The 25029-nt window shown below is 54.1% G+C and carries 24 protein-coding genes; 5 read left to right on the forward strand and 19 right to left on the reverse strand.

From position 1 onward, the window contains the following. Positions 1 to 6: 6 nt before the first annotated feature. The 8 genes from BLP78_RS12865 to BLP78_RS12900 all read right to left on the reverse strand — a co-directional run bounded on the left by BLP78_RS12865 (position 7) and on the right by BLP78_RS12900 (position 8016). Positions 7 to 975: a hypothetical protein gene (locus BLP78_RS12865; protein WP_090459790.1), complete on the reverse strand. Its 969-nt coding sequence runs from the start codon at positions 973 to 975 to the stop codon at positions 7 to 9. 154 nt (positions 976 to 1129) lie between these two features. Further along, positions 1130 to 2707 (reverse strand): NosD domain-containing protein, encoded by a 1578-nt coding sequence (locus tag BLP78_RS12870; protein ID WP_143002958.1) that lies wholly within the window; start codon positions 2705 to 2707, stop codon positions 1130 to 1132. Continuing rightward, positions 2707 to 3282, reverse strand: a complete 576-nt coding sequence (locus BLP78_RS12875) for a hypothetical protein (protein ID WP_090459794.1) — start codon at positions 3280 to 3282, stop codon at positions 2707 to 2709. Before BLP78_RS12875 ends, BLP78_RS12870 begins: the two co-directional genes overlap by 1 nt. 13 nt (positions 3283 to 3295) lie before the next feature. Beyond that, a complete protein-coding gene (locus BLP78_RS12880) occupies positions 3296 to 5293 on the reverse strand; it encodes a portal protein (protein ID WP_090459842.1) in 1998 nt (665 codons plus the stop codon). Next, the gene (locus tag BLP78_RS12885; protein WP_090459795.1) at positions 5290 to 6543 is read right to left on the reverse strand and encodes a PBSX family phage terminase large subunit; all 1254 of its coding nucleotides are present in this window, start codon (positions 6541 to 6543) and stop codon (positions 5290 to 5292) included. Before BLP78_RS12885 ends, BLP78_RS12880 begins: the two co-directional genes overlap by 4 nt. 43 nt (positions 6544 to 6586) lie before the next feature. Continuing rightward, entirely contained in the window at positions 6587 to 7123 is a 537-nt protein-coding gene (locus tag BLP78_RS12890) for a terminase small subunit-like protein (protein WP_090459797.1), read from the reverse strand. Then, complete coding sequence (locus tag BLP78_RS12895; RefSeq protein WP_143002959.1) at positions 7120 to 7566, reverse strand: hypothetical protein; 447 nt, start codon at positions 7564 to 7566, stop codon at positions 7120 to 7122. Before BLP78_RS12895 ends, BLP78_RS12890 begins: the two co-directional genes overlap by 4 nt. A 63-nt stretch (positions 7567 to 7629) precedes the next feature. Continuing rightward, entirely contained in the window at positions 7630 to 8016 is a 387-nt protein-coding gene (locus tag BLP78_RS12900; protein ID WP_090459800.1) for a hypothetical protein, read from the reverse strand. 554 nt (positions 8017 to 8570) lie between these two features. On the opposite strand from BLP78_RS12900, the gene BLP78_RS12905 reads away from it, so the two are divergent. The 3 genes from BLP78_RS12905 to BLP78_RS12915 all read left to right on the forward strand — a co-directional run bounded on the left by BLP78_RS12905 (position 8571) and on the right by BLP78_RS12915 (position 11348). Continuing rightward, entirely contained in the window at positions 8571 to 9146 is a 576-nt protein-coding gene (locus BLP78_RS12905) for a hypothetical protein (protein WP_143002960.1), read from the forward strand. 80 nt (positions 9147 to 9226) lie between these two features. Further along, complete coding sequence (locus BLP78_RS16300; RefSeq protein ID WP_371128884.1) at positions 9227 to 9568, forward strand: Bor/Iss family lipoprotein; 342 nt, start codon at positions 9227 to 9229, stop codon at positions 9566 to 9568. Between the two features lie 196 nt (positions 9569 to 9764). Beyond that, positions 9765 to 11348 carry an FAD-binding protein gene (locus tag BLP78_RS12915; protein WP_090459806.1) on the forward strand — a complete coding sequence of 528 codons (1584 nt, stop codon included), beginning with the start codon at positions 9765 to 9767 and terminating at the stop codon, positions 11346 to 11348. 59 nt (positions 11349 to 11407) lie between these two features. Here BLP78_RS12915 and BLP78_RS12920 read toward each other — a convergent pair whose 3' ends face one another. The 3 genes from BLP78_RS12920 to BLP78_RS12930 are packed head-to-tail and all read right to left on the reverse strand — an operon-like array spanning position 11408 to position 13082. Further along, on the reverse strand, positions 11408 to 12022 hold the full coding sequence (locus tag BLP78_RS12920) for a hypothetical protein (protein ID WP_090459809.1): 615 nt from the start codon (positions 12020 to 12022) through the stop codon (positions 11408 to 11410). Between the two features lie 45 nt (positions 12023 to 12067). Further along, complete coding sequence (locus tag BLP78_RS12925) at positions 12068 to 12469, reverse strand: hemerythrin domain-containing protein (RefSeq protein ID WP_090459811.1); 402 nt, start codon at positions 12467 to 12469, stop codon at positions 12068 to 12070. Between the two features lie 46 nt (positions 12470 to 12515). Then, a complete protein-coding gene (locus tag BLP78_RS12930) occupies positions 12516 to 13082 on the reverse strand; it encodes an NADPH-dependent FMN reductase (protein WP_090459813.1) in 567 nt (188 codons plus the stop codon). A gap of 357 nt (positions 13083 to 13439) precedes the next feature. Here BLP78_RS12930 and BLP78_RS12940 point away from each other — a divergent pair, with 357 nt between their 5' ends. Then, entirely contained in the window at positions 13440 to 14036 is a 597-nt protein-coding gene (locus BLP78_RS12940; protein ID WP_090459817.1) for a PEP-CTERM sorting domain-containing protein, read from the forward strand. 126 nt (positions 14037 to 14162) lie between these two features. Here the strand turns inward: BLP78_RS12940 and BLP78_RS12945 are convergent, their stop codons facing one another. From BLP78_RS12945 to BLP78_RS12980, 8 genes are all read right to left on the reverse strand, one after another. Further along, on the reverse strand, positions 14163 to 15293 hold the full coding sequence (locus BLP78_RS12945) for an NAD(P)-dependent alcohol dehydrogenase (protein ID WP_090459819.1): 1131 nt from the start codon (positions 15291 to 15293) through the stop codon (positions 14163 to 14165). A gap of 120 nt (positions 15294 to 15413) precedes the next feature. After that, complete coding sequence (locus BLP78_RS12950) at positions 15414 to 16958, reverse strand: FAD-binding oxidoreductase (protein ID WP_090459821.1); 1545 nt, start codon at positions 16956 to 16958, stop codon at positions 15414 to 15416. Between the two features lie 23 nt (positions 16959 to 16981). Further along, complete coding sequence (locus BLP78_RS12955; RefSeq protein ID WP_143002961.1) at positions 16982 to 17956, reverse strand: hypothetical protein; 975 nt, start codon at positions 17954 to 17956, stop codon at positions 16982 to 16984. A gap of 40 nt (positions 17957 to 17996) precedes the next feature. Next, a complete protein-coding gene (locus tag BLP78_RS12960; protein ID WP_090459825.1) occupies positions 17997 to 18329 on the reverse strand; it encodes a c-type cytochrome in 333 nt (110 codons plus the stop codon). Between the two features lie 210 nt (positions 18330 to 18539). Beyond that, a complete protein-coding gene (locus tag BLP78_RS12965) occupies positions 18540 to 21791 on the reverse strand; it encodes an autotransporter outer membrane beta-barrel domain-containing protein (RefSeq protein ID WP_176752866.1) in 3252 nt (1083 codons plus the stop codon). Positions 21792 to 22086: 295 nt separating this feature from the next. Then, positions 22087 to 22377: a PEP-CTERM sorting domain-containing protein gene (locus BLP78_RS12970; RefSeq protein WP_090459829.1), complete on the reverse strand. Its 291-nt coding sequence runs from the start codon at positions 22375 to 22377 to the stop codon at positions 22087 to 22089. A 21-nt stretch (positions 22378 to 22398) separates the two neighbouring features. Further along, complete coding sequence (locus BLP78_RS12975; protein ID WP_090459831.1) at positions 22399 to 22719, reverse strand: DVUA0089 family protein; 321 nt, start codon at positions 22717 to 22719, stop codon at positions 22399 to 22401. An 833-nt stretch (positions 22720 to 23552) separates the two neighbouring features. Continuing rightward, on the reverse strand, positions 23553 to 23810 hold the full coding sequence (locus tag BLP78_RS12980; protein ID WP_143002962.1) for a hypothetical protein: 258 nt from the start codon (positions 23808 to 23810) through the stop codon (positions 23553 to 23555). 300 nt (positions 23811 to 24110) lie between these two features. Between BLP78_RS12980 and BLP78_RS12985 the strand changes: the two genes are divergently transcribed. Then, the gene (locus BLP78_RS12985) at positions 24111 to 24638 is read left to right on the forward strand and encodes a DUF4142 domain-containing protein (RefSeq protein ID WP_090459835.1); all 528 of its coding nucleotides are present in this window, start codon (positions 24111 to 24113) and stop codon (positions 24636 to 24638) included. Positions 24639 to 25029: the final 391 nt, after the last annotated feature.

Raw genomic sequence — 25029 nt, forward strand, 5'->3', positions numbered from 1 at the left:
TATTCCTTAATCAAGTTCGGCTCTCAGGGCGGCGGCTTTTTGCGACGGCATTTGCATCAACTTTCGAGCCAGTTCATGCGGGCTCAGGTTGTCGATCTGCTCTCGCTCGGACGCCGGATTTGCACCGCCCTGAATATCCGACAGGGTTGTGGGTTTTCGTACTGGAGCGCTCTCAAGCTTTGCTTTCGCATCGGCTTTCGTTTGCTCGTGGCCGGCATGCTTCGTTGGTAAGGAGGCTTCCGGCATGATTGCCCTGACGCGGCGGACGACTTCCTCGAACCGTTCGGAATAAGGCCTTCCCGACCATCGGATACTGGTTCTCAGAATCTCATCCTGCTTCAGGGCTTCATCCCAGGCTTGCGGATCGTTGCTTTCCCAATGGACGAGGTCAGGCGTATTTTCCTTGGCTTCGGCGACCTGCTCCTGGATACTCAACTGGGCTGCACGGTCGGACTCCTCCTTTTCGCGCTTCAGTTCTTCGAGCGTTTTTTCCAGCTTTTCGCCTTGCTTCCGGCTTCCTTCAAGAACCGCGCTGATTACCTTGTGCAGCTCGGGCATATCGCTCCTGATAAGCTCCAGGTGTTTTTCGATGGCATCATCCGCCACCGCAGTACTTGTACCTGTCGCGTTATCTTTTTTCTTCAAAAGCGCCCCAAGCTTCTCGGCGACCTTGCTGTTTTCCATCTGCGCGGATTTCAGTTGCTCGCGCAGCGCCGAGTTTTCCACGCGCAATTCCTTGTGCTTCTCGTAAGGAATGGTTCCCTTGCCGCTCTTGTTCAGAACGATGGGCTCATCTTCACCCATGATGCTGCTTCTGCCACCGGGCGCACCTGTTCCCTCTTCCTGCCTGGGCTCATCTGCTACCGCTTGTTCGCCCAGAATTTCAGCAAGACGGCCTGGTTCGTTCTCCAGCATCTCGATCTGTTCGGGCGTAAGGTTTGCAATTTGCTCATCCGTAAGCTGATCCATTTCCATTACCGTTTCCTCCAACTGCTTGACCCAGTGAGCGGGCTGCCCGTACTGATCTGGGCAGGATTGATAAAAACTACGGTATCGCCGTTAGCGCGTATTACGTGAAACCATTAAAAAAGCCGCTCCAGGCGGCTCAGTATGTTGATCCATGTGAATATCAGCTTTGCGTCAGCGCATAGCGCGGCGTCACCGTTACATCATCCACCGCGCCGATATTAGGAGGGTTATAAAAATGCTTGCCGTTGAAATCCCTGCCGCCCAGATAGGTCCCTTTACGCACAAGCACAGTGGACCGAGGCCGGTAATCGGCGTCAAGCTCTGGATTGGCAGTGACGCTTGTAGTGCTGATCGCGTGCCCTAAGGAACTTCCAAAGCCTGAAAAAGCGTTATTCGATTCACCTGTCCAGATTCCGCCCGAAACGCGCACCGAGGTAACAGCGCCAGCGGCGGTGAATATGTTATTGCGAACAAAATTGCTGGTTTTATCAGCAGCCGTGCTTACATCTACCGCCATGGAACATCTTATGAACGTGTTGTTATGAATGTTCGAGGACTGCCCGGCCTCCTTATTGCCGAAGTGAATGCCGCAGTACGCATCCTCGATCACATTTCCGTACACTTCGATGTTTGTCGCATCGAGGATCGTGATCCCGTTACCACTATAATAGACACCCGGCACGCCCATCAGACGGGAGAATTTGTTCCCGTACGCAACGCTGCTATCGCACTTGTGATCGAAGAGAATACCGGTTCCGTCTATCGTGCTGGTGGTGATATCCTCGCCAACGTTGTCATATACGCGGTACGTTCCGTAAAATACATTGATCATGCCGGTAACACCGCTTAGCCCATAACCTTTATTTCTGGCAATGACGTTTGCCCCAAAACCATCTGTCGTCGATGGACTGAAGCCGCCGATAGCGAACCCTCCGCCCAGGGTTCCCATCATTTTCTGATTACGTATGATGTTGTCGGTTATCCTTATCCCGCTATTTCGCCCATAAATTTCTGAGTAAATCTCCATCGCCACTGCGCTGCAGCTGATGAATGTATTTCCGGATGCAACGATATCGGTCATTTTCGTACCAAGATTAGCGCCAGGCTGGATCCACATTTCAATGACCGCCCTTGCCGAGGAACACCCGATAAAGCGGTTATTTATGACACTCACCCGATTCAGCATCGTGAGGGGTGCGCCAGATGCGGCTCCGATCCAGCTAATCGCTGAACCAAGATTGCTACCAGACCCACCAATAAAATCATTGTTGCGTATGGTCAGATCGGTATGGATTACATTATTCGTGTAGTCCAGGCTGATTATTGAGGCGCTGCCGCCGTTGAGAACACAGCCTTCTATCGTGACGCCGGTAATCGAGGCGGCAGCGTATAGATAAATGCAAAAGCTCTTTTTGGCCGTGATCGTGAGGTTGGTAATACTCGTGTAGTTTCGAGGAACCTGCAAAAACACTCCGCCGTCTGCCGAGGCAATTATCGAGCCGCGATCCGCTGCATAGCCGCCGCTGATTGTCACTCTGTTATTTACTGTTGCGCCATGATTGCCCACGACGATAGAGGATGTGATGGCGTGTGTCCCACAGACATAGAGCGTATCGCCAGCAATCACTCCCGCGCCACCCCAGACGATTGCAGACCAGCCGCCCCAGGCAGTTGCGTATGACATGCCGTTACGCGTGGTCGAGTGACTCGTATCCGGTCTTACGTACCAGGTAGTCATCAGGCCCCCACGAAATGCAGGACGCGGAAGTATTCGAGCTTCAGGCTATCTCCGCTGATGGCAAGCTGACCAGTGATCTCGACATCCACCGGCTGGGAAAAATCTATCGCGTACGTCGCAGGCACTCCTGCTCCGGCCGCTCCATAGCCATAATCATATGGCTGTATCTGCGACATGAGCGAATTCCGGTTCGCCAGCACGATCAGCGGCGCCTCGTTTACCGAAGTGGTGCGCGCGGCATTGTAGATCGTCGCGCCGCCGAGCCTGACCTTCAAAATCTTGTTATTTGCGCTACTCGTAAACGTCCATAACGGCTCGACCTGCAGGATACTATTGACTCCGACTATCCCCGGAGCAATAGTGAACGAAGCAAGCACTTCATCAAAACCGGTCGATGCGCAAGATACCGCGACAGCCGACCCGGAAAGCATCTCAACCGGCCGCAAGATCACTGGATAATTTTCAGCGTCTGCCGCGGCAATAAGCTGCGCCTCCGTTGCTGAGTCGAACCGCGCTATCGCGCCTTTTCCGAACCGGTGTCCTGCAACGGTTTCATCATTTAAAAACCTGATCATGTTTTCTCCTTCACTAAAATGCGGTATCGGTATGCTTTAACTGTAATTCTTCGATCTTCAACTGGGTGTCCACCTCAAACTTCTCTTCTTCAATATCCAGGTTCCGCTCCTTAAGGTCCAACTCACGCGACTTGTCAGTCAATGCCTGCTGCGCCTTGACCAATTGCTCCTGCAACCCGGCCATAGCCAGCTGCTGTTGTTCCATCGTGGCCTGGAACTGCTCCCGCATGAGTTGAGTCCGCTGGTCTGCTGCGTCCACGCCACCGACCTTTCGCAGTTGATCCGCCAGTTCATGCCGGTTAGGTACATCGGACAGTTCTAGCATGGCTGGATATAACACGGCCTGGTAAGCCGGCGGAGCCGCCTGTACGATCTGGCTGAATGATCGCAACTGCTGCGCCCGAAAACTGGGCGTGGCAGGTATATCTTCCAGCACGACCTTGACCTGGGCGGTTGCGATATCGTTTTCCACTACCGGACCGGCATCGGTAACTATCTGGCGGTTGAAGTACACGATCTTCTGGCCCGCTCCACGCTTGACGGCCACGGCGGTTGCGTTGCCCAGCATGTCCTGCTTGATGAGTGCCAGAAGCTGCTGCCCGACCATTCGCCGGGCGTAGCGAAAATTATCGTTGGGCTCCGCCAGAACGGTGGAACCCTGCTCTACCAGGTTATTGATGGCGACGCCGCTGGTGGCCGTGGTATCCGCCCCCAGCATGGCCCGGTATATGCCGCCGACTTCCTCGATTCTCCGCTTGCGCTCCTGCATCAACTGGAACACTTGGGCTGCAAGCTGGTGCTCGCGCGTTACCTTGAATCCCGCAGTATTCCGGCGCTGGGCATTCAGAACAGTCATCGATCGCAGGCTGCTGATATTCTGGGCGACCTCGTGATATGAATTCTGGCTGAGGTCGAGCGCGTCGTTGTCCACTTCGACTTTTACCGAATTCAGGACCTCATAGAGCAGAATATCCAGGTCGATAATCTGATCCTGCGGCCCGCGCATGTCGCGAATCAGCCCGTAGGGCGCTCTGCTCCGGTCTTTGCGAAAACACCAGAACGGAACATAAGGGAAATCCGTATTCGGCAACGGGCTTGGCACATCCATCAATTTATGCGGCCCCAGCCAGATCGAGACGCGCGTCCTTGCGAGCAGCGATTTCTGTACCTGTACCCGTCCTTGTACTACCGCCATCTGATGGTACGGATTCTCCTCGCGGTATTCGATGGCTTTACCGTCCGGCAACGCCAGCACATACCCCTCCTCGAAATGCCGGTACCACAACTCGGAAAGCCTGACCATGCCCGAATTTCGGTTCAGGTAATCCTGTTGGCCCTGACCCCAGGCTTGCTCGATCTCATAGGCTCTGGCCATGCCGGTGTCAGTTCCATCATAGACGTCCAGGTTGTTCCATCCACACCAACTGTTCTGGATGAGTTCGGCCTGATCCGGCAGCATTAATGACGCTTGCAGACGGTCTACCCATTTATCACGCCTCAGATAGCGCGCGTCGGACAAATCAGGTTCCTTCGCTGTCCAGTCCCAGTAGATCTCGTTACGGTGCACTTCCCGCACGCGATATGGATATTTCAGCGGATCGAATTCGCGGGACACTTCAACCCAGCCAATACCGGCACGAATCATGCTGGAATAGGCGTCGGACATTGCGCGGTCGGCGCGTGACTCGGTTTCCGCCTCCTTGATCCGTGCGGAAAGGCCTTCTGCGATCTCGGCCTGGCTCTCGTCGTCCGAGGTGACTTTATAGTCGGTGCGACTACGCGCTTCCAGACCCAGCACGGCATTGATCGTCGGCTTGATCAGATTCGAGTCCTGAGGCGGAATGCCCGCTTCCTTCAGTCGCTGGACTACCTCCGCGGTTGTCTGGGCGCCGTCGTAGTAATCGCAATCGGTGTCTGAGTCGAGCCGCCATTTCGGCTGCTGACGGATATCGCGGCAGATCTTGTCGTAAGCCTCAACCGATATATCCGAGGTGATTTTCTGTTCGATCATGCGCGCCACCCCTTCATGCTGACACCGCGCGCGCTGGCACCGGGTTTCTCATCCTCCACCGATACAGCAAAATACCTGAACGCATCCGCGGCGTGGCTGTGGTAGTCGTGTAATGGCCTGCCGCTGAATTGCCTGGATTCAGGATCTACATCGAATCGATAACGCCTCAAGCTCTGCAATCCTTCAGCACATTTCTGTTCATCAAAATAGCAACGATTGAATATCGTTCTCCCGGCATTGATTCCGTCGGCAACTGACAGATTCGGCACTATCCGCACCTTTCGCCCGGCCGCGAGCATGATTTCCTCGACGCTCCGGCCGGTTGCCAGCGTTTTGGCTTTCGCATCATGGGGCAACCAATCAGTACCATATAGATATCCCTTGTTTTGCAGCACACTGATGTAATGTTGTATCGGCATCTGGTTGCTGCTGTAATAATCGATCAACCTGAGTTCATTCCCAACCGCCTGGGCAAACCATATGCTGGTGTTATCGGCCCACCCCAGGTCAAAGAAGGTATGCACCTGCTTTGCCGCATCGTAGGCCACGCTCCGGATGCGCCCTTCTTCCTGGGCAAGCCTGAGTTCTTTCGCATAGATCGCGCCGTCCAGCGTCAGCCTGCAATTTCCTTCCCAGACGTTCTGGTAAGCATCGGGATCACGCACTTTCAACGCGTCTTTTTCCCGAAGCAAGGTGTCGGGAAACCATGGGTTGTCATTCCAGTTGATTTTCACCACGATGGCGTCAGGCGGAGGCGTGACGACAAATCGCTGGTGCGTCTCATCTGTTTCCAGCTCCGGGTTGTAAGTAACCCATATTTCCGATCCGTCCTTACGAATAGTCGGAATAAGCGTATCCCAGCTCGATTTACCGACCGTCTGCGCCTCTTCGACCCAAACCCGATCAACGCCCTCAAACGATTTGATTTTGGTAACATTATTGCGCAGCCCGGCAAATATGAATTCGGAGCCATTGGCCCCCCGAATCATGCTGCTTTGCACTTCATAAAAAGGCTCCAGTCCGGTTGCCTCGATCTGCGCCTGCAACAGGTGATGCACAGATTCAACGATAGAGTTCTGGAACTCTCGCGCGCAAAGAATACGCAATGGGGTAGCAGCCGCCTGTATCAGTAATGCCCTGGCGACACCCCAGCTTTTTGCGCCGCCGCGGCCACCATACAGAACCTTGTATCGCGCCGGTTCGAACAGGAAACGGAGCTTGGCCGGAAATTCCGCCCTATGCGCGGCCATGGCACGATGCCCTTGATGCCTTAAATCCTGGTTCCATATATTTTTATATGACCTGTTTGCCGGCATCGGTTGTAGAAACAAAGGCCACTTCGACGCTTTGCATCGCCTGTTTTTTTGTATCCCCCGCCTCGTGCATTACCGGTGGTTTGTCGCCGTATTTTCTTGGTGCCAGCCTTGCGGCATACCATTTGCGCGCATCGATGCGCAATTGGGCACGTGCGATGACCTCTCGATCTATCACTTGCTTGCCCTTCTCATCGATATAAGTATCCTTCGATCCGTCGTCGGAAATTTCGATGATTTCTTCAGCATAAGCATCCACACAAAGTTCTTTCGCGCGCAGATATTGCCGCATGAGATCTTCATCGCACGCCAACCAGTTCCATAAGACGCGTTGACTGATACCGACTTCCACGCACATTGCCCGGGCCGATTTACCAAGCGAAATGCCGGCAAAAATTGCGTCCAGTAATTCCGGTGTTTTTATTGTCGAAGCTCCCTTTTTTCTTCCAGGTGCTACCGCGTCTGCTTGATTCTTCGCTGCTTTCATTGAAAGCACTTCACGTTCAAATTCACTCATGGTTCGGCTTTTTCAGCGCTCATCACACCCTCTTTTTTCATCTCTTTGTTGCAGCCTTTCATGGCGGCGAGCAATTTGACTTCACATGCCCATCTCTCCTCGATTTCAGCACGCAGCGCCCTATTGATGGTGACTGCATCGTCTTTTGCCGAAGTACGGTCAACCGCATAGGCTGACTTGCATTCGGGTGGGGTTTCCACCCGGCACGGCACAGCAATTTGTTTTTCGATTACCTGCGTCTGAATTACCGGCTTGCCAGCGCAACCAGCCAGCAGCGTGACAAATACCGATACCAATGCAAGGCGGGCATAACGCGTCGTAAATTCCATATGGGCATACCTGAACGAATAAGGGTTAAAAACCATCTGGTTTTGATGGCGCGAGGGCGAATAATTAATCCATGCAACGTCGGCAGGCAACATGACGCCAATTCCGATTGGCATCAGGCAAGGCGCGAGAAGGCGCATAGTCGACCCATGCAACGGCGAATAACTCAGCTTGCCAATCTAGTTATTTTGGCGGCGGCTTTTTACGTACTCTATTTGCTCGCGGGTTAACACCTCACATTGATATTCCAATGCCACCGGCGGAAGAGCCGTTATCTTTTTTGCGCGGTTTGTGTGTTTCGCTGCAACCGGCGCTGCACGTCGCATTGCAACCGCCGCGTTTTTATCCCGCATGGCTGAGGCTGCCGCCAGCGCATCCATTGCGCCGCGCACGGATTGAATGTCCGTAGCGCATTTTTCGTTTGCTGCCGACAGCACGGCATTACTGGAGTTGAGCCGCTGTATCTCCGACGCAGACCGCCAGTTGCTGACTGCGAATCCGCCACTAAAGGCAAGAGCGACAAAAACTGCCAGGATGATTGCTATAATCGCTGGACTGCTGATCATTTACGTTTGCCTTTAAAAGCTGTTGAGAGCGGGCAATAAAAAACCCGCACGAGGCGGGTTTGCTGGAGTCAGAATACTGCGTAAGCGCAGGTCCTGTTTCATATGGCGTTGGCGTCCATTAAGCAATGGCACGTTACGCCGTACAAGAATTTCTTCAATATTATTGCCCTTGTGAGCAGGCAAAAAAAAGCCGCTTAAAAGCGGTCGATAAAAAACCCGCGCAAGGCGGGTGGATGTGAGCCTCGCTGTAGCGGGCTTTTAGTTTTAGTGATCGTGCACGGAAATCCACAATATGGAAACGAATTATACAGCGTTACTAGCCGTTGTCAAGAGGTTTCTATATTAAGCGGTAGAGAATGGAAAACCGCCATATTACGGTACTCGGTTTGCCATAAGAAGCGCCTGTGTTTCCAACCGGAGTAAAATCGACTCAGCTACAATGAAAATTGATTTTTGGCGCGCGGCTGCTATAAATAAAAGCTGCCGGGACGGTCCGGTTTATAATGATTCAACCGGGTTCCGGCTTCGATACCCCACACTTTCTTGAGATATCCGTGATCAAACTTCCTGTAGTGCTCTTCATATTCGGTCTGGCATATTCCGGCCAGGCGCCAGCACAGGGATGGGAGGCTGCAACCCCGAACACTGCAGCCAGCGCCCCTGCGGAGATGGCGCAGGATAGCCCCTTTATTTATCCCCCGGCGATGAATAACCCCCTTGTGCCTTTGGGGGCGTCGCATAAACAGGATCAGCACCTTGATCGATCTTCGCTTGGCGGGCCGGTCGTGGTGTTGCCCATGCCACCGATGGGCGGTAGTTCGGGCTACAACAACATGCATGGGTTCCAGTATCCCGGCAGCTATATGCCGCGGGACACGCCTCTTCACAAATTTAATGGTTATGTCGCTTGCGATCCGCCTGATCTGGCTGGGGAAACCGCGGCAGCGGGAGCCACGACAGGTGCACCAGCACGGCGTTTGGTCAAGATTACGTCAACACGATCCCTGGCGGCACCCGCCTATCAGCAGCCGTGCCCGGTCTATACGGTAAACGGCGAGATACCAAAAAAACAAAGCTATACCACCACAACCAAGCCATCGGGTTCAAACGCACCACAAACTATGCGATAAGGAGAGCGGTGATGGAAACCGCAAGCATGAGAGAGCCCAACACATGGAAGGAATTTCGCGCCTGGTGCACCGCTGCCTGCATGAGTCTTTTTTTCCTGTCCGGCTGCGCCAGTTTCCAGGTCAGTGTGCCGGATTCGGACCCTATAAGTCCTGAAGGGCATACTGCGGGTTACCAAAGTAAGACTATGCACGCGTATTTTTGGGGATTGATGTTGGATCCCCAGGTTTTTGCAGCGGAATGCCATGGCCAGGGTATCAACGATGTCGTAATCTACCGTACGCTGGCACATGATCTTGCCGGAGTCATTACCCTGGGTCTTTGGATGCCAACGGAGGTGCACTTCCGCTGCAAAGCGCCGCCGACAAGGCCAGGCACGCTCCCTGTGCCGCGAAAAAGATCACGATCACGGAACGTTTCTTGATAAGTATCAGCCAGCAGTGTCGGATTTGAAGAATCGCAGCGAAAAAGTGACCGGGTGAAGACAGATTTTGAGGATTTCGAAGGCTAATAGTTATTCTATTGACCGAAAAAGCGGCGAAATATGAATCAGCCAGATGCTTTTGCAGCCGATTTCCTTTAAGTCAGACAGGCTGCCAGACCAATAAGGAAGCAAGAACATGCCCAACGGACAACACGAAAACAGCTCGAATGGACGAATCTTCTTCCGGCCCACCATCCTGGAAACCGGACGGCACGACTCTTTCAGGCAGACGCTCGAGGGAGAATACGTCTTCCGCATCGACCGGGGCGACAAGCCGCCTTTCGATACTTACAATGAAGCGACAAAGGAATTGCAGGGCATCATCCAGGCTTGCATTCGGGATGGCAAGTCTCTGCGCGCGCACGGCAGCCTGTGGTCGCTGAGCACCGTCGCCGTGACGAATGGCCGTCTGATCGACAACACAGCGTTGCGACTGGCGTTCGAGGTCCCGCATGCGTTGACCGATTCGGGGTATGCGGGCGATGCCGCAAAACTGCGCTTCGTCGAATGCGGCAACTCGGTTGCCGCGCTGAACGAATATCTCTTTGCCAGCGGCTTGTCGATCAAAGGTTGCGGCTCAAACAACGGCCAGACCGTCGCCGGCGCGGTCTCGACGGGAACCCATGGTGGCGCCTACAACTTTGGCGCGATGCAGGAGATGGTCGTCGGGTTGCACCTTATTACCGGACCGAACAAACATGTCTATCTGGAGCGTAAGTCATATCCTGTGATGCAACCTGCCTTTGCGCAGAACATTGGCGCCGATTTCATACAGGACGATACGCTTTTCAATGCTGCGCTGGTGAGTCTGGGCTCTTTTGGCATTATTCACGGCGTCATGATCGAGACACGTGCGCTTTTCATTCTGAATGCCGTCCGGTTCCGGCATCCGTACGACGCCACGCTCAAAGCCGCGATCGCCGCCTGCGACCCGACGCTGATTCCCCTGCCGGCGGTAGCCAACGCCGTGCCCAGAGACAAACCCTACCATTTTGAAATATTCTTCAACCCCAACGAGGGCACGCCCCCTGCCGAAGCCATCGTTCTCGTAATGTACGAATCGGCCTATGATCCGGACAATTACACACCGCCGGAATGGAATGCCGGAGAGCCCGGCCTGGGCGCCTCCGGCCTTGACATTATGGGCGCGCTGGTAGGGAAAATTCCCAGCCCGCTAAACAAGCTGGCCCTGCCATTGCTCAACAGCCAGGTAGAGGCGGAGTTCTCTCCTTATTTCAAAAAGGCGATCATTCGCGATCTCTTCCGAGGCGAGAAGACTTTGGGCAAGACCCTCGGCTGCGGTGTCGGCATGCCCGTCTCCCGTGCGATCGAGGCAATGGAAATTGCTTTCAGGATTTACAAAGACGCAAACGTCGTCCTGCCGCTGGTACTCTCGCACCGCTTTGTCAAAGGCACACGGGCACTGCTCGGATTCACCCGCTTCGACACCACGGCAGTCCTGGAGATGGATGCGGTGAGCACCCCGGAAACTCGTGCATTCTACAACAAGGTCTGGGAAGCCCTTGATGCGGCAGGTATTCCCTTCACCCTGCACTGGGGGAAATATAATACATTCCTTACGCCTGATCGCGTGCGTAATTGCTATGGGGACACCGCCGTCGACCATTGGCTCGCCAGCCGCGAGACGTTGCTCGAAAGCGCAGCGGTGCGGAAGATATTCAACAACGACTTTACTGTCAGCGTAGGGTTGACGAACTGAAACCGGATGTGCCGCCGGAAACCGCGGGCATCTTCGAAAATACAGATTTTTACCTTGCGCTATTGCACAGGGGTGACGCGTATCACCCTTGGATCGTCGGCAAACTCAAGCAGCAGCAGCCGCACACGGTCCTGCCAGGCATTGGCGAAGGCGGCCCGCTGCGCATCGTCCGCGTTGCCATACAGAATGGCAGCCATGCGCGCGCCCTGGGCAGGGTCGCTCGGGACAGAAGAGACATCCAGGCTTACCGTAACGCCCGCCCCGGTGTCGAGCCGTTTGAAGCTGATGGCTTCGCCCTCTCTGCGTTCAGCAAAGCTGAGTAATCCCTTGCGTCTGAAGCGCCCCTGGATACCGTGAAAACCATTGTCCGAGGCGGCCCCGGTAAGCAAAGTCAGCACTTGTGCGGTCACGCCGGTGGTGCCTTCGCTTTCTGGCGCCGGCATATGTATGGCAATGGCGCCGCGCTCGGCAGGCTCATCCGGAAAGAGCGTAGCCAGCGCCGCTCGTCCCATCAGAAACGCGCCCGCGACGGTAGGGCAGGAATGTCCAGCCAGACGCACGGCATCGGCGTAATGATATTCAAGCATACCGTCTTGCGCCGCACCCAACATCTCGGCGAATGGATCGCGGGTACGAACAACCGGAGCCTGTTCATAAAAATCAGGATAACTCATGCGAATCTCCTCCTTATGGGGTGAGTGGAATAGACCCGGGGCCACCTAAACATCAGCATTGGCAATGCAAGGGTGCGACTGCAATTGGGGGAAAAACACGCGCTCCTCGAAGCGCACGTGGGTTACGATAAGGTCGGCAAACCTGCGCAACCGCATGGCTGGCTCAAGTGGGCAAGGTCCGTTGGCAAGCGCCCTCAGTTCGGCGTGCTCGGCAAGAATACGTGCAACCGCTTGCGCCTCAAGCGTATCCTCCGCAATTCGAATCAATCGCTCCTCCTCATCAAAGTGCGCAGCCATCACGGTCTTCCAGTGAGCTTCAATACGGGCAATTGCCCCGGTCAGTGCAGCTGCGTCTTTCTCATTCGCTGCCCGCCGCGCATCACGCGCAACCACCAGCGACGTATGATGCTGGCGCGACAATAAGAGCAAAGCACCAGTTCGTGGCATTTAGCTAATGGAGTTGATCATGATAACCTTCCTATCGAGGAAAAGTTCATTGCCTCATCGTTTTCAGCGCCTCCGCCCACCTGTGCAGTTCATCCAGTAATGATACGCCCGAAGTTTTATGACTATCTCTCGGCAGGAAATTATCGTTGTCATCGAAATGACCAGAGGCATTCTGAACAACGACGGCTTCCAGTATCGGCATCATTTTTAACGTGGTGAAGGTGAGTTTTTCCATCTGCACCGCCCGCAAGCCACCCGAGATTCCACCATAGCTGACAGTCGCCGCAGGTTTGTAATTCCACTCCTTGTACACATAATCCAGCGCATTCAAAAGAGAGGGTGGCGGCCCAAAATTATATTCCGGCGTCACAAAAACGTAGGCATCGGCCGCATTCACACTCGCAGCCCACTTTTTTGTATGTTCGTGCTGGTAATTCTGCCGGATGGGATGCTCGGGCTCATCGTAAACCGGCAAATTGAATTCGGCGAGATCGACCAGCACCGCTTCGAACTTTCCATGCTGCACGGCGAGCTCATGAAACCACTTGGCGATGGACGGCCCGATACGGCCCGGTCGTGTGCTGCAGATAATGGTGTGAAGTTTTAGTTTCATTGGTATCCCGAGAAATATCTACATAAGCCCTTGCAAATGTCCTTCTGCTTCGTACTGATTTTATCAGCTCAGTTGTATCATAAAAACATAAACTTGACGCTATTGCTGGCGAAGCGGGATACGCGCCGGCGTGCGATATCTTCAAATGCGCGCAGCACCCCAAATTTTGCCTATTTACTCGAAAAAAAATTACCTAATGCGCGGATTCAGCTATAGAATCCAATTACCAGCATCTACTCCTGCTGGTGAAGTTTACGCCGCCCTTGCAACTAATATAGCCTGCCAACTCGAGCATCAAGCAGAATCGTTTTATCTCGCAAACTCTGATGGTCAATAATACTAACCGGAGCGATATAGATGAAGAAACTTGTTCTTACAGCAGCGCTGCTGCTGAGCATGCCTACTTATGCGGGAATAAATGGTACGGAGGTCAGCCTTCAAACGCTTGCCCAGGCCACGTCGTCAAGCACTCCCGTCGTCACGTCCTTCGCAAACGCCAGGGTGATCGGTTCGGATGTCGAATACCCTGATGTAGCCGATCTCTTCAACCCGGCTACAGAGGTTCAATCCGGGTTTGCACATAATCTCGTTGACGTGGCGATCGATATCGCCAGCGATCACATCACGATGGATTTTCATAACTCGGCCCCTTTCACGAGATTTGCATCGGCTTTTGAAAACACCTATGTATTCCGCTTCGATAGCGCTGCTGCCGGAGACATCATCGGTGCGAAGATCGATAACAGCATGACAACTCTCGGTTTGCAACCATCGGACGTTCGGTTCGTTGGAAATGAGCTGTTTGTCAATGTCGAGGGTCTTGCATTCAACCCGTCCACCGTCGCTCGAGTGAATCTTCTTGCGCTTCCGGTTCCTGAGCCTGCCACTTACGCGATGATGCTTGCAGGGCTTATGTTGGTTGGTTGGGCATCAGCAAGAAGCCGAAGAATTTGAGTTTGACAAGCGCCCAAACCCCAGTTGAATCGGGGTTTGGGCGGGAGGCTGAACGGCTGCTGCCGTTTCATTTCCATGGCCGCGAACAGTTGATCTCATACCAACAGCGCCCGTTGACGCGACAGTTCAGGATTCCAGACGGATGATGGGTTTGATGGTTATGCCCTTCTCGCTGTCTTCGGCTGCCTGATTGATCTGGTCCAGCGTGTAGAATTTCACCAGTTTGTCGAAGGGGAAGCGCCCCTGCATGTATAGCTCGACAAGCGCGGGAATAAAAAGATCGGGAACGCTGTCGCCCTCGATAATTCCGATGATGCGCTTGCCGGTCGTCATCACGCCATTCACATCGAAACTGGCCTCGGTGCCCAGCGCTGGCGCTCCCACAATGCCACAGGTGCCACGCGTAGCCAGCGCATCAATGGCTTGGCGCAGCACTGCCGGTCGACCGCTCGACTCCAGCGTAAAATCTGCCCCACCCCCGGTAATTTCGCATACGGCCTCGACAGGATCTGTTTCGCGGCTATTTACGGCATGGGTTGCTCCGAGTTCCATGGCCAGCGCCAGGCGCGAGGGCACCACGTCAACGGCGATAATGGTGGTGGCTCCCGCCACGCGCGCCGCCATGATGGCGCTCAGCCCTACCGCGCCACCGCCAAAAGCCGCGAAACTGCTGCCGGGGTTGAGCTTTAGTGAGTTCATCACCGCTCCCGCGCCGGTTTGAATGCCGCAACCGAGCGGGCCGAGCAATTCCAGCGGCGCATTACCGGACACCTTGATCACGTTACGCTCATGCGCAAGGGAAAAAGTGCCAAATGACGATTGCCCGAAGAAATGGTCGTGAATGGGCGCGCCCCGCTCATGCGTGCCATGAGCATGCGCTTCATAAGTGGAGGTGGTGCCGTCTTCCCGCGCACCGCCAAAGTTCAGCGGGTAAAAATTTTGGCAATAGGTCAGGTCGCCGCACAGGCAGGGCTTGCAGTGGCCGCACCACATGTAGGTCAGTACGACATGATCGCCCGGTGCCACCTTTTTGACGCTGGTACCGATTTTCTCCACTACGCCTGCGCCTTCATGCCCGAGCACGACAGGCATGGGTACGTCATACAGCTGGTCGCGTGCCACCATATCGGTGTGGCACATCCCGGTTGCCACTATTCTGATAAGTACCTCGTCGGGACGAGGCTCATCCAGCATCAGGGTTTCCACCTTGAAGGGGCCGCCCTTCCGTCGAATTGTCGCCGCCTTGATCTCTCTCATCCGTAGCGCCTCCTTATCCGTATTACATGACTGCCTGAAGTGTGAGGGGATTGATCAGGTCCACGCCCGCAGTTAAATGGAAAACTGCCTGATTCTCAAAGGCCCACGGCACTCATGCATTTACCGGATGCCGGATTTCCCCGGCGCGAGGATGCCATTGGGATCCAGGGCTTTTTTGAGGATCTTGTTGACGTTGCGCTGTACTGGACCGTAAGTATCAGCCACCTTGTCCATAAACGCGGTGTTAACGCGATAAATTCCATATCCCTGCGCTGAAAACGTCGTCACCAGCTCATCAAAGCACTGATATGCCGCCTTCACCTGTTCCGGATTTGTCTTATCGTACAAGACATCGACGACATGATGCATGTCTCGCATGCCGACAATGAATTCCCCAGAATAGTCCAATCCGTGCTTGCCAAGAATCTGCTTGGTCAAAGCCATCTGTTTGAGCGTTTCGCTTCCTCGAGCCTGGGAGACCGGCGCAAACCACATGGAACCACCACCCCCGCGCCAGTTGTACAAGGAAAACTCCTGGAGTGTCATTTCTCCCCGCATGAGCTTCGCCCGATACACAAATGCAGGGTCGGCTGCCGCTTCCTCCTCCGTCAGGATTTTTGCCTTGCCGGATTTGCCAAATGCCTGCGTCACGATCTTCCAGTTCACCTCAATCTGTTCCGGCGTGCCATAGAGGGCGGCATAAACGTTCCATATCCCTAGGTTGTGATCCTTGGTGATCTGGCGCACCGCCTCATCCGGAATCGAACCCGGTCCTTTTACATAGTCGCTTCGACGTGCCTTCACCGGCGCTTCATACAATGCGTGGGCAATGACCACGGCGTTGGGTATCACACCATTGATGCGCAGCGGGCGGATCGTTTCTACGATCTCCACGATGTCGTCCTCATTCTGGTACTGAATGACAAACGGCTTGAAATCCGGAGGTGCAGGCATCAACCAGAAGCCGAGCTTGGTGACAATGCCGTAATTGGACTGGGTAAAGATACCGTCCAGGTAGGGGCCGTAACCCCACTTGAATACCTGCCAGGTATTGGAATTCGGCATGGAGCCCATCCCCGTGCGCAGTACCTCGCCATTGGCGAGAACCACCTCCATCCCGCATGCATACATGAAATGCTCGCCATAGGGCGTATACCCGACTCCACGGTCCAGCGTATTGCCGACCGGTCCCGCAATCGCGGAAGGAGCCGGAAAGGATAGCCACAAACCCAGCTTGTGTTCGGCAATGTAGTCGTAGAGCTGCTTGTAAGTCACGCCTGGCTCGACCAGGGCATAAGCCAGATCCTTATCGACTTCGAGAATACGGTTCATGCGCTTGAGATCGAGCACGACCTGGCCGCGCTCGGCCGGTGCCGCAGAGCCATAGCCTAGATTCTTTCCGGTTGAGATAGTCCATACGGGCACCTTATACCTGTTGCAGATGCCTACAATCTTCTGGATCTGCTCCACCGTCGTGGCCAGCAGCGCCGCCGAAGGCGCATGCTCTGCGTCCGGCACCGGCATCATGGTCTTGATGTAGGGCGTGAGTTGCGCCGCACTGGTGAGTACAGAAGCCTCGCCCAGAACAGCGCGAAACTCATTGATGGCGGCATCGAAAGTATTTTCGGATACACCGTTGGGCAGTGCAATATATTTGCTGGCCATAGCTTGTTCTCCTCGGTGCTACGCTAAATATCGATTACGAATGACGTAAACTCCGCCGCATCGATCCGTTCGCCTCTGTTTCCCGCAACTGACCGATGCACGAACGCGCGACTGGAGCAGAATTCCTGAAGCGCACCCATTCCCAGCGCCGCAGCCATTACCGCATACCCTACCGATTCCACCCAGCCTGCGGATCGCGGGTGCCCGGTCCCTATGACTGTTCCACGCACGGGGGCCTGCTGCGAAACAGGCGCCCATCTTCCCGCGCTACTCCAGCCCAGCGATTCGCAGCCATTCGAGAGCGAAAGACCGGAGCAATGAAGATGAATCGCATCCGGTCCATCAAGCCGATAGGTCAGGAAGCCGGGAATAAATCCGTCTGTCGTTGCACTATCGGTCTGCGCCTGCGTGGCAGAATGCTCTGCGGAAAAAAAATTCTCTGTTATGGAAAAACCGCCCTGATTCCCAATGAGCTGGGAAGCAAGAATGCCCGCCGCGCTATGCGCAGGCGATGCCCCCGCCCATACATGGCGAAGCCTGGGAATATCAGGGAAAATGCCTTGCGTGGAGGCATGGCCGGAAGAAATATGCGAACCCAGCAAGAGTAACCTGGCGCCGGCATTCCGCACCAGTTCCGTGAAAACCGCTGCGCTGCCATCATCCATGACGGCAACCCAACGTGTGCCGCGGGACTTTTCCAGCAACCGTGCCGCTATCTCATAGTCGCTGAGCAGTCCACCTTTCAGCTTTATCACTTGCGGTGAGCCGTGTCCGTCTCTCGCACCTGCCGCCACCGCTCCACCACCCTTGGCGGAGTATTGAGCGGCCGAGCGAAAACCAGCGGCAAACGCGGCATCTACGGGTGTGTTTCCCAGCAGTAGGCCGAATCTTTCCACCCTTCTCGTTGGGGTTGCAAACGCGCCCGCAGGAATGCCCAACGCCAGCAGTGTCCCGCCGGTCAGCGCACCTTTCATAAGATTACGTCTGTTAACGTCCATTGTTCAGCCTCCCTGCGCTTATCGGTTACTGCTGGTCGATTCAATTCTTCGAGATATATTCAGCCAGTTTTGCCAGCGACTCGTCGTCGATCTCGGCAGCCCGAAAAGCAGGCATCGCTCGGAATCCGCTTCTCACCACCGTGCGGATATACACTGCAGGAAGCTCACGACCACGAATCTGTGGCCCCACAGGACCCCCTTCATGACAATAAGCGCAAACCGTGGTGTAGACTTCGGCGCCATCTTTCCACGCAAACCCTGGCGCGGGAACTTTCTCAGGCGCAGCCCGCGCGGCATCAGCGGTGAATCCGGCAGTAACTATCATTGCGAGCATAAAACCGATAGCTGAGCCTTCTGGTCTTATTTTCTTCATACCGCGCCTCCTCATAGATCCTATCGCTTGTTGAGAACAGAATTCATGCGCTTCACCTGCGGATAGCGAAAGTTTTTTATATTCACCTTATTGTATAGAAGCTTACAACAGAAAGAAAAGTAAGGTTGCCCCTAATGAGCGGTCAACTACAGGATTTAGGATAATATCGACGTTGCAAGGGTGTAGTCGAATGTCCCCTTTAAAAATTGCTCAGAATTTCCAGCTGAGATTCGCACGGACACCGTTATCCACGATATTGCGCAATACCTGCCCGTTGTAATAAATGCCGAAGGTGGCTGCTTTGACAATATTTACATCCATGCCCGCGACCATGACCACAGCATCGCCCGCGATCGGTACGCCTGCAGTGGTAAAGGAAGATCCGCCGGGAAGGGCAAAACTCGAGATCGGCGTCATTTCGCCAAAGGCATAGCGCCAGCCGAGCGAGCCGCGCAATGTGGTGGTCATCCTGTCGGAACTTGAGAATACTTTAGCGGCGTTGAGACCAACAGTCGTATAAGCAGTGCCCTGGTTATCCTTCTTGCTGCGCAGGGCTGCGGGCCCGCCGCGTTCCTGAAAACTATTCGCATCAAGGTTGACATAGGCAATTCTGCCGAATGGCTCAAGCGATATAGTGGTAAACGGCAGACTGTAACCTATTTCGCCAAATACCTGGGCGGTATGTGCAGTGTAGCTTGCCTTGGCATGATCGGAGAAGCCGGCAAAGGCGATGTTTCGGTTGGTTTCAAGGTCATGCCATGCATATGCCGAGCCAAGGCGTAGCCCAAGGGGGCCCCACTGTGTGCCGCCATACACCGAGATATGATAATTATCACTGGAGCTCGCCAATAGCTGGCTGACGTTATATGAAGCATTACTGTAGCCGCCGGCGATGCCAATGAGAAATTTATCCGCAATCAGCATATCGCCCCCAATGAAGACCCCGCCGATATTGCGGCTGATACGGCTGGCATTGCCGTCCCCGTTGCGATGACCGAAAGAGCCGAAAGCACGGCTCCAAAAGGCACGCCCCGTGGTCGGATTCCGCTGCAGCGTCTGACCCGGCATTTCCTGGGCCAGCGCGGCATCCGTGCTGAAGGCTTGCCTCACCCGATCAGAGACAGCTTCACGCACGAAGCGGCTGTCCTCGATTATTGCAGCTTTTTCACTCGCGTGGCCCTCGCCGGAGAGGTTGTTGAATGCCTGCCGCACGCTCTCCTGGTCAGGTAAGCCAACGATGGCGCTATAGATCGGATTGCCAGGTCCCAGGCTCTCCGCGCCATTCCCGGCAGCACACTGATTACGCGTGCCAGCCATAGCGCAAAACCGGAGCACATCAAGATAAACATGGGTTGGATCATAGACCAGGCCGAGATTAATGAGCGGTAAATTCTGAGTGAGCGTATCGAACCGGCCCGTCAAGCCACCGTCGGCTGTCAGAATAGTATAGCGGCTGCCAGGTGCGTAATAGCCGCTCGCGTGGATAACGGAAACCGTACCCCCTTTAATATCCGCCAACCCCTTGACGATAATCTGATCGCTGCGGCCGCCCGGCTCAACCTCCACCTCATAAGTGGATCCGGGGAGCTGGGTGTAGTTGCCGTTGACAGTCAGCGTGCCGATCGAGTTTCCTGGCGCAATTGTACCGGCTGTAATGGTTGTTCCAGTCGTGCCGGTGCTTTGCAGACGGCCATCCGCCAGCACATCCAGCATTCCGCCCAGCGTCCCGCTTATCGCGAGCGTGCCGTCATTGACGAACATATGTCCGCCAAAACCGCTTGAGTCACCGGTCAATGCCAGCACACCGGCCCCCTCTTTATTCAGCAACCCCGTACCGGAGATAATGCCGCCATAGCTGATGTCGTCGGAACGATTGAAGGTCAGCACCGCGTTATTCATCACATCGCCCGAGATACTGCCGGTTGTGCCGCCGTTGCCGACCTGCAAGGTACCGGCAGCAATTGTCGTGCCCCCCGCATAGGTATTGACACCGGTCAGGATGAGCGCGCCCGATCCGGTCTTGTTCAGGCTGCCGCCGCCGCTGATTACCCCGCTGACAACCAGATTCGCATCGGTCTGGAAGGTATCATTGGCTGTGTTGAGCGTTATGCCGCGCCCCGTCGAGAAAGCCGCTGTGTTTACCAGCGTGGCCCCATTGAAGGTAAGCGTACCCGAGGCAGCACCGAGGTTTTCGTCCGAGCTCACCAATAGCGTGCTGGAAGTCAAAACCGTGCCGCCCGTGTAGGTGTTGGCGGCCGTCAATTCCAATAGAGATGCACCGTTTCCGGCAATATTGAGCCCGCCGGCTCCAGACAAGACACCATTGATCCGAGCATGGCTGCTGCTGGCACCACCCTCGACCTGAATCGTGCGAAGCGCGCTGCCGAGATCTATTCCATTCTGGAAATCAAGCATGGCATTGCTGGAAGTACCCAGGATGAGCCGGTTGCCGGTAGGCACAAAACCGCCGCTCCCCCACGTCAGCGTGGTACCGGCGCCACCAATATTAACAACCCGATTCGATCCGGAGGATTGGAAACCACCATCTCCGACCCATCGTACCTGCCCGGCGCCCGTGCCAAGATTCCGTGTAAAATCGCCCGAAACACTCGTCAACTCGATTGAGCCGCCTGTGCCAATCGCGCCGTTGAACGCCAGGTTGCTGCCGGACGAGAGTGCATTCGCACTACCCAGTTGCAGAATGCCCTGAGTTACCGTGGTCGCGCCCGTATAAGTATTGTCCCCTGACAACGTCATGCGACCCATGCCGTCCCTTGTCAGGTAAAGCACATGGGTGCCGGTATCGCCTAGGTTCCCCGATAATGTGCCGTTTGCTCCATTCAAGTTCAATATTGTCGACAGCGTCAGCGTTGGAGAACCGTTCCAGGTAGCGCCTTCTCCTCCTTGCACGTTCACCGTGTTGCCCATCAGGGTGTAATCGTGCGTGAAGTCCGTATTGAAAAAGAAAGTCGAATTCTTGTTCAGTACTAGGTCGGAAGCTGCCGTCGAGGTACCGAGCGCATTAGCATTATCCACGCGCAGCGTGCCGTCGGTGACCGTCGTCACGCCGCTGAAGCCCAGGTTTTCAGCGGTCAGGACCAGTGTACCCGCTCCGCCTTTCCTCAAGCCGCTGCTGCCGCCAAGATTCGAGTTGATTATCGCCATTGGCGCGTCGACGATAACCGTGGGGCTGGCGCCGCCAAGCGTAAGCGTGCCGCCATCGATAATATAACCATTCGTACTGAAGGTAAGATTGTACGCCGCGATTGGCGTATCGAGCGTCACCCTGCCTGCTGTTCCACCGAAGATCGCATTGTCGGACGCCAGGTTATTCCATGCCTGAAAGGTAGTGTCGTTGAACCAGCTTGGAGAACTCGTGTCCCAGCTTCCGGTACCACCGGCGCCCGCCGCCGCACCATTGGCATCCCAGGTGAGATTCTGCTGGGCATGAACCGAGGGCATTAAAACGGGATTTGCTAATAATGTTACGGCGAATCCCATATGAAAAGAAATTCGATTCCTTCTTTTTGTCATACTTTCAGCACCATAAAATAGCTCCTCAATTCCGGAGAATCAGTTTCCGGCAGGATGGGGACGGGACGGCGAAGCGTAACCCATCGAAAAGGGTGACGCTTCGCCGCAGCAAGAGGTGGGATTGGCCGAGGCCGGCTACTCAAACCTGCCGCCTATTCCACCATATTGAAAGCTGAAGCTGATGTTTGAGGCTCGGGACGGTGTAGCGTGAAAAAATCAGCGCTCATGTTTGCGCTCGAAAAATAGAGTCACTCATGAGATATGTTTTTCGACGACGGTCGAGCATGAGGCCGAGAAAGCCGACGGCAAGCAGTGCAAGCGTTGCCGGCTCAGGAACATTAGTTATGTCCTCTCCTACAATCGGCAATTGCGGCGGAATGGGCGCTGCGACACTTTTTTGAATTTGATAAGACCCTTCAATACCTTTCTCCAATCGGTAATACTGCATCTCCCTCTCATAATTATTAGGGTAATACGTTATCCCGAGAAAATAATTGCCAGGGTCGAGTTCCATGGAAACTTGAGAGAACAGTGGTTACTCGAAGTCGTCGTTGAATGCAAGCACATTGCCTGATTCATCAAAAAGTGACAGCATCGTATCGAAATTGGACCCTAAGGTATCGGCAAAGAAGAACCCGCCCGCCCATTCAAAACCGTAGACGTCGGCGCCATCGTTAACGTGCAGCGCGCCGAATATGGTTGACGTATCCCAGGAAATGTATTCGGCGGTTTCAGCCGTGATCCCCGCATTGCCCGCTTCGTGGTAAAAACTCGCGTAAGCAGGAGGTAACGCAATGAGCGTGCCTGCCAACCCAAGTGCTATGCAAGTTTTTCTGAGTACTGATACAAATTTCATTGTGTCCCCTCTTCAAACAGTAATATGCAGTGCGTATTATTGAATAAGGCCTGTTTCTTTCTGCCTCTTCCAGCCCTTTACAGTTGTCAGCCAATCCTGTTCCACAATCAGGACACCTGAGATTGTTATCGGTATCCGTCACGTCGTCCAAGCCATCCAGAACTTAACCGGCGGATTATTTTTCGATAGCCCATCTTTGGCTTCGAACGATAGAAATGCATCATACCCATTTCGATGCAAAGTCCAATTGGACTAAAGTACACCTACCGGTGGTCGAGAGCGCGTAAAAAGGCTCAAGGAGACCAAGCGATACGCCTCGCCGAAGGCGCTTCTGTGTCATTGATACCCCCAGCAGTACGGGGCACCGGCAAGATTGATGCTTAGTTCGACAAATGAACCGAAAAATGAGCAATCAAACGCAGAATTTGGGTTAAAGCAAGGGGGGTATCGAAGCGCGTAATGTGGTGGTTTCACATCACACCTACTTGATAATTGGAACGTACAGACTTGGCTTTGGATCTTACTTATCGGCTATAGCGGTCTCCCGATTTTGCCTTCGATATTTTCCGACCGGACCCAGATTACCTGCATAACAATCTCCCGCTATCCAGACAGGCGAACCCTGGAGGAGCGCACGCCCTCTGGAGCCACTCAACCATTCATAAAATGAGCCGTATTGCCTCGGACAAAGCATGCACGAAACGCGCCGTTTTGTGCATGCAATAGGTCGCGGGATCGTGCCTCTGGCATCGGGAACAGGAGGTTTGGCTGGTGCCCGTTTCGTTTGAACCGCCAGAATTCAGGGCTATGGCTATCTTCCAGGAAGACCTTGGCTAATACCGGTCGAGAGGAGCAGGTCCGGAATCCGGGTGTTCGTTTCTGGTATCGTGATGCGGTTCAGATCCGGTGATGGATTTCGCTTCCTCGTGCGTCTCTTGTTTTTTGTTGGTGCGATTCTCTATTTTTTCTTCGGCTCTATTCCCACGGGTTTCTTCGCTGACGGGAATACCTTCATCCGATTCATCAGGCAGTTGATCCACGGGCTCATCTGCCTTTGATTCATCATCTTTATTTTTTTTGGATTTTTCCATGAATGTCTCCTGCATTAAAATAAAATTAATTTCGCCAACGCTGCGATATCCATGATTTTCATGAAGCGCGAGGGCAAGTTCCGTGCGATAGCGCACAGCCCCGGCTATTCAGCATTACCGCCGCAATAAAAGTAAAAAAACCATGTAGATACAGTGGGATTCCTATGTTTGCTATCGAACAGAGTTTTGCGCGGCGCATCCCCATTATTGTCGAGCCAGCTTTATCGACGTGGCAATCGTTCCCTTTTTATTGACATGGCAGTCATTCCGTATAAATCGAACATTAAGGAGAAGAAACCGATGAAAAATTTACTCATGTTGACAATTGCCTTGATACTTCCCGCGTTTGCAGTCCACGCGGAAACAAACAAGAAAGGCGACCTGAATGATGCTGAAATTGCGCATATCGTAGTTACCGCCAATCAGGTTGATATCGATGCCGGCAATCTTGCCAAGAAAAAAGCATCTGACGGAGACGTCCATGCATACGCCCATCGTATGGTCGGCGAGCACACCGACGTCAACAAGGAAGCCAAGGAACTGGCTGCCAAGCTCAATGTAACGCCCCAGGATAACCCGATCAGCAAGAGCTTGAACGAAGATGGCAAGAAGAATCTTGAAAAGTTAGAGCGCCTGAGCGGCAAGGATTTCGACAAAGCCTACATTGACGGCGAAATCGACCTCCACAAAAAAGTAATCGATGTGGCTGACAATAAGCTGGTGCCCAACGTCAAGAACGAGGAGTTGAAGGCCTTGCTGGTAAAGGTACGCCCCGCGTTTGTCTCCCACCTTGAGCATGCCCAGAAAATCCAGGCGAAATTGAAATAAAAGTATTGAAGCTGAAGATGGAAGGAGGCCAAGTTGCATCGTTTTGCCTGGTCTCCCCCGCGTGCAACAACCTTGGAAGTTGTGTCGGTATCGATTGATGGGCCGATCGGACCTTTCAATCAGGCAAAAATCAAAGACTGCATCCTCGGACCAAATTTAGCAAGCTCATGCAGAAGCCGTCGGTGCTATACCCTGATTCACCTATTACCAGGGCAGGTCGGGGGTGTAAATAATTTTGTGTAATCGGTCATTAGACAGGAGACTGTCATCCATAAGGAAGAACGATGACCAAACGTAAAATAGTAGAGCCCGACCTGATCGATCGATTGCTGGCTGATTACCAGAAACCGGAAGACCTGCTTGGTGAGAACGGGATACTCAAGCAGCTGAC

The organism is Nitrosospira sp. Nsp1, from assembly GCF_900100985.1.
Lineage (GTDB): Bacteria > Pseudomonadota > Gammaproteobacteria > Burkholderiales > Nitrosomonadaceae > Nitrosospira.

Coding starts and splice junctions, on each gene's coding strand:
- BLP78_RS12865 (WP_090459790.1), bottom strand. CDS start 975: ATGGAAATGGATCAGCTTACGGATGAGCAAATTGCAAACCTTACGCCC.
- BLP78_RS12870 (WP_143002958.1), bottom strand. CDS start 2,707: ATGACTACCTGGTACGTAAGACCGGATACGAGTCACTCGACCACGCGT.
- BLP78_RS12875 (WP_090459794.1), bottom strand. CDS start 3,282: ATGATCAGGTTTTTAAATGATGAAACCGTTGCAGGACACCGGTTCGGA.
- BLP78_RS12880 (WP_090459842.1), bottom strand. CDS start 5,293: ATGATCGAACAGAAAATCACCTCGGATATATCGGTTGAGGCTTACGAC.
- BLP78_RS12885 (WP_090459795.1), bottom strand. CDS start 6,543: ATGGCCGCGCATAGGGCGGAATTTCCGGCCAAGCTCCGTTTCCTGTTC.
- BLP78_RS12890 (WP_090459797.1), bottom strand. CDS start 7,123: ATGAGTGAATTTGAACGTGAAGTGCTTTCAATGAAAGCAGCGAAGAAT.
- BLP78_RS12895 (WP_143002959.1), bottom strand. CDS start 7,566: ATGCCAATCGGAATTGGCGTCATGTTGCCTGCCGACGTTGCATGGATT.
- BLP78_RS12900 (WP_090459800.1), bottom strand. CDS start 8,016: ATGATCAGCAGTCCAGCGATTATAGCAATCATCCTGGCAGTTTTTGTC.
- BLP78_RS16300 (WP_371128884.1), top strand. CDS start 9,227: ATGAGTCTTTTTTTCCTGTCCGGCTGCGCCAGTTTCCAGGTCAGTGTG.
- BLP78_RS12915 (WP_090459806.1), top strand. CDS start 9,765: ATGCCCAACGGACAACACGAAAACAGCTCGAATGGACGAATCTTCTTC.
- BLP78_RS12920 (WP_090459809.1), bottom strand. CDS start 12,022: ATGAGTTATCCTGATTTTTATGAACAGGCTCCGGTTGTTCGTACCCGC.
- BLP78_RS12925 (WP_090459811.1), bottom strand. CDS start 12,469: ATGCCACGAACTGGTGCTTTGCTCTTATTGTCGCGCCAGCATCATACG.
- BLP78_RS12930 (WP_090459813.1), bottom strand. CDS start 13,082: ATGAAACTAAAACTTCACACCATTATCTGCAGCACACGACCGGGCCGT.
- BLP78_RS12940 (WP_090459817.1), top strand. CDS start 13,440: ATGAAGAAACTTGTTCTTACAGCAGCGCTGCTGCTGAGCATGCCTACT.
- BLP78_RS12945 (WP_090459819.1), bottom strand. CDS start 15,293: ATGAGAGAGATCAAGGCGGCGACAATTCGACGGAAGGGCGGCCCCTTC.
- BLP78_RS12950 (WP_090459821.1), bottom strand. CDS start 16,958: ATGGCCAGCAAATATATTGCACTGCCCAACGGTGTATCCGAAAATACT.
- BLP78_RS12955 (WP_143002961.1), bottom strand. CDS start 17,956: ATGGACGTTAACAGACGTAATCTTATGAAAGGTGCGCTGACCGGCGGG.
- BLP78_RS12960 (WP_090459825.1), bottom strand. CDS start 18,329: ATGAAGAAAATAAGACCAGAAGGCTCAGCTATCGGTTTTATGCTCGCA.
- BLP78_RS12965 (WP_176752866.1), bottom strand. CDS start 21,791: ATGCCCTCGGTTCATGCCCAGCAGAATCTCACCTGGGATGCCAATGGT.
- BLP78_RS12970 (WP_090459829.1), bottom strand. CDS start 22,377: ATGGAACTCGACCCTGGCAATTATTTTCTCGGGATAACGTATTACCCT.
- BLP78_RS12975 (WP_090459831.1), bottom strand. CDS start 22,719: ATGAAATTTGTATCAGTACTCAGAAAAACTTGCATAGCACTTGGGTTG.
- BLP78_RS12980 (WP_143002962.1), bottom strand. CDS start 23,810: ATGGAAAAATCCAAAAAAAATAAAGATGATGAATCAAAGGCAGATGAG.
- BLP78_RS12985 (WP_090459835.1), top strand. CDS start 24,111: ATGAAAAATTTACTCATGTTGACAATTGCCTTGATACTTCCCGCGTTT.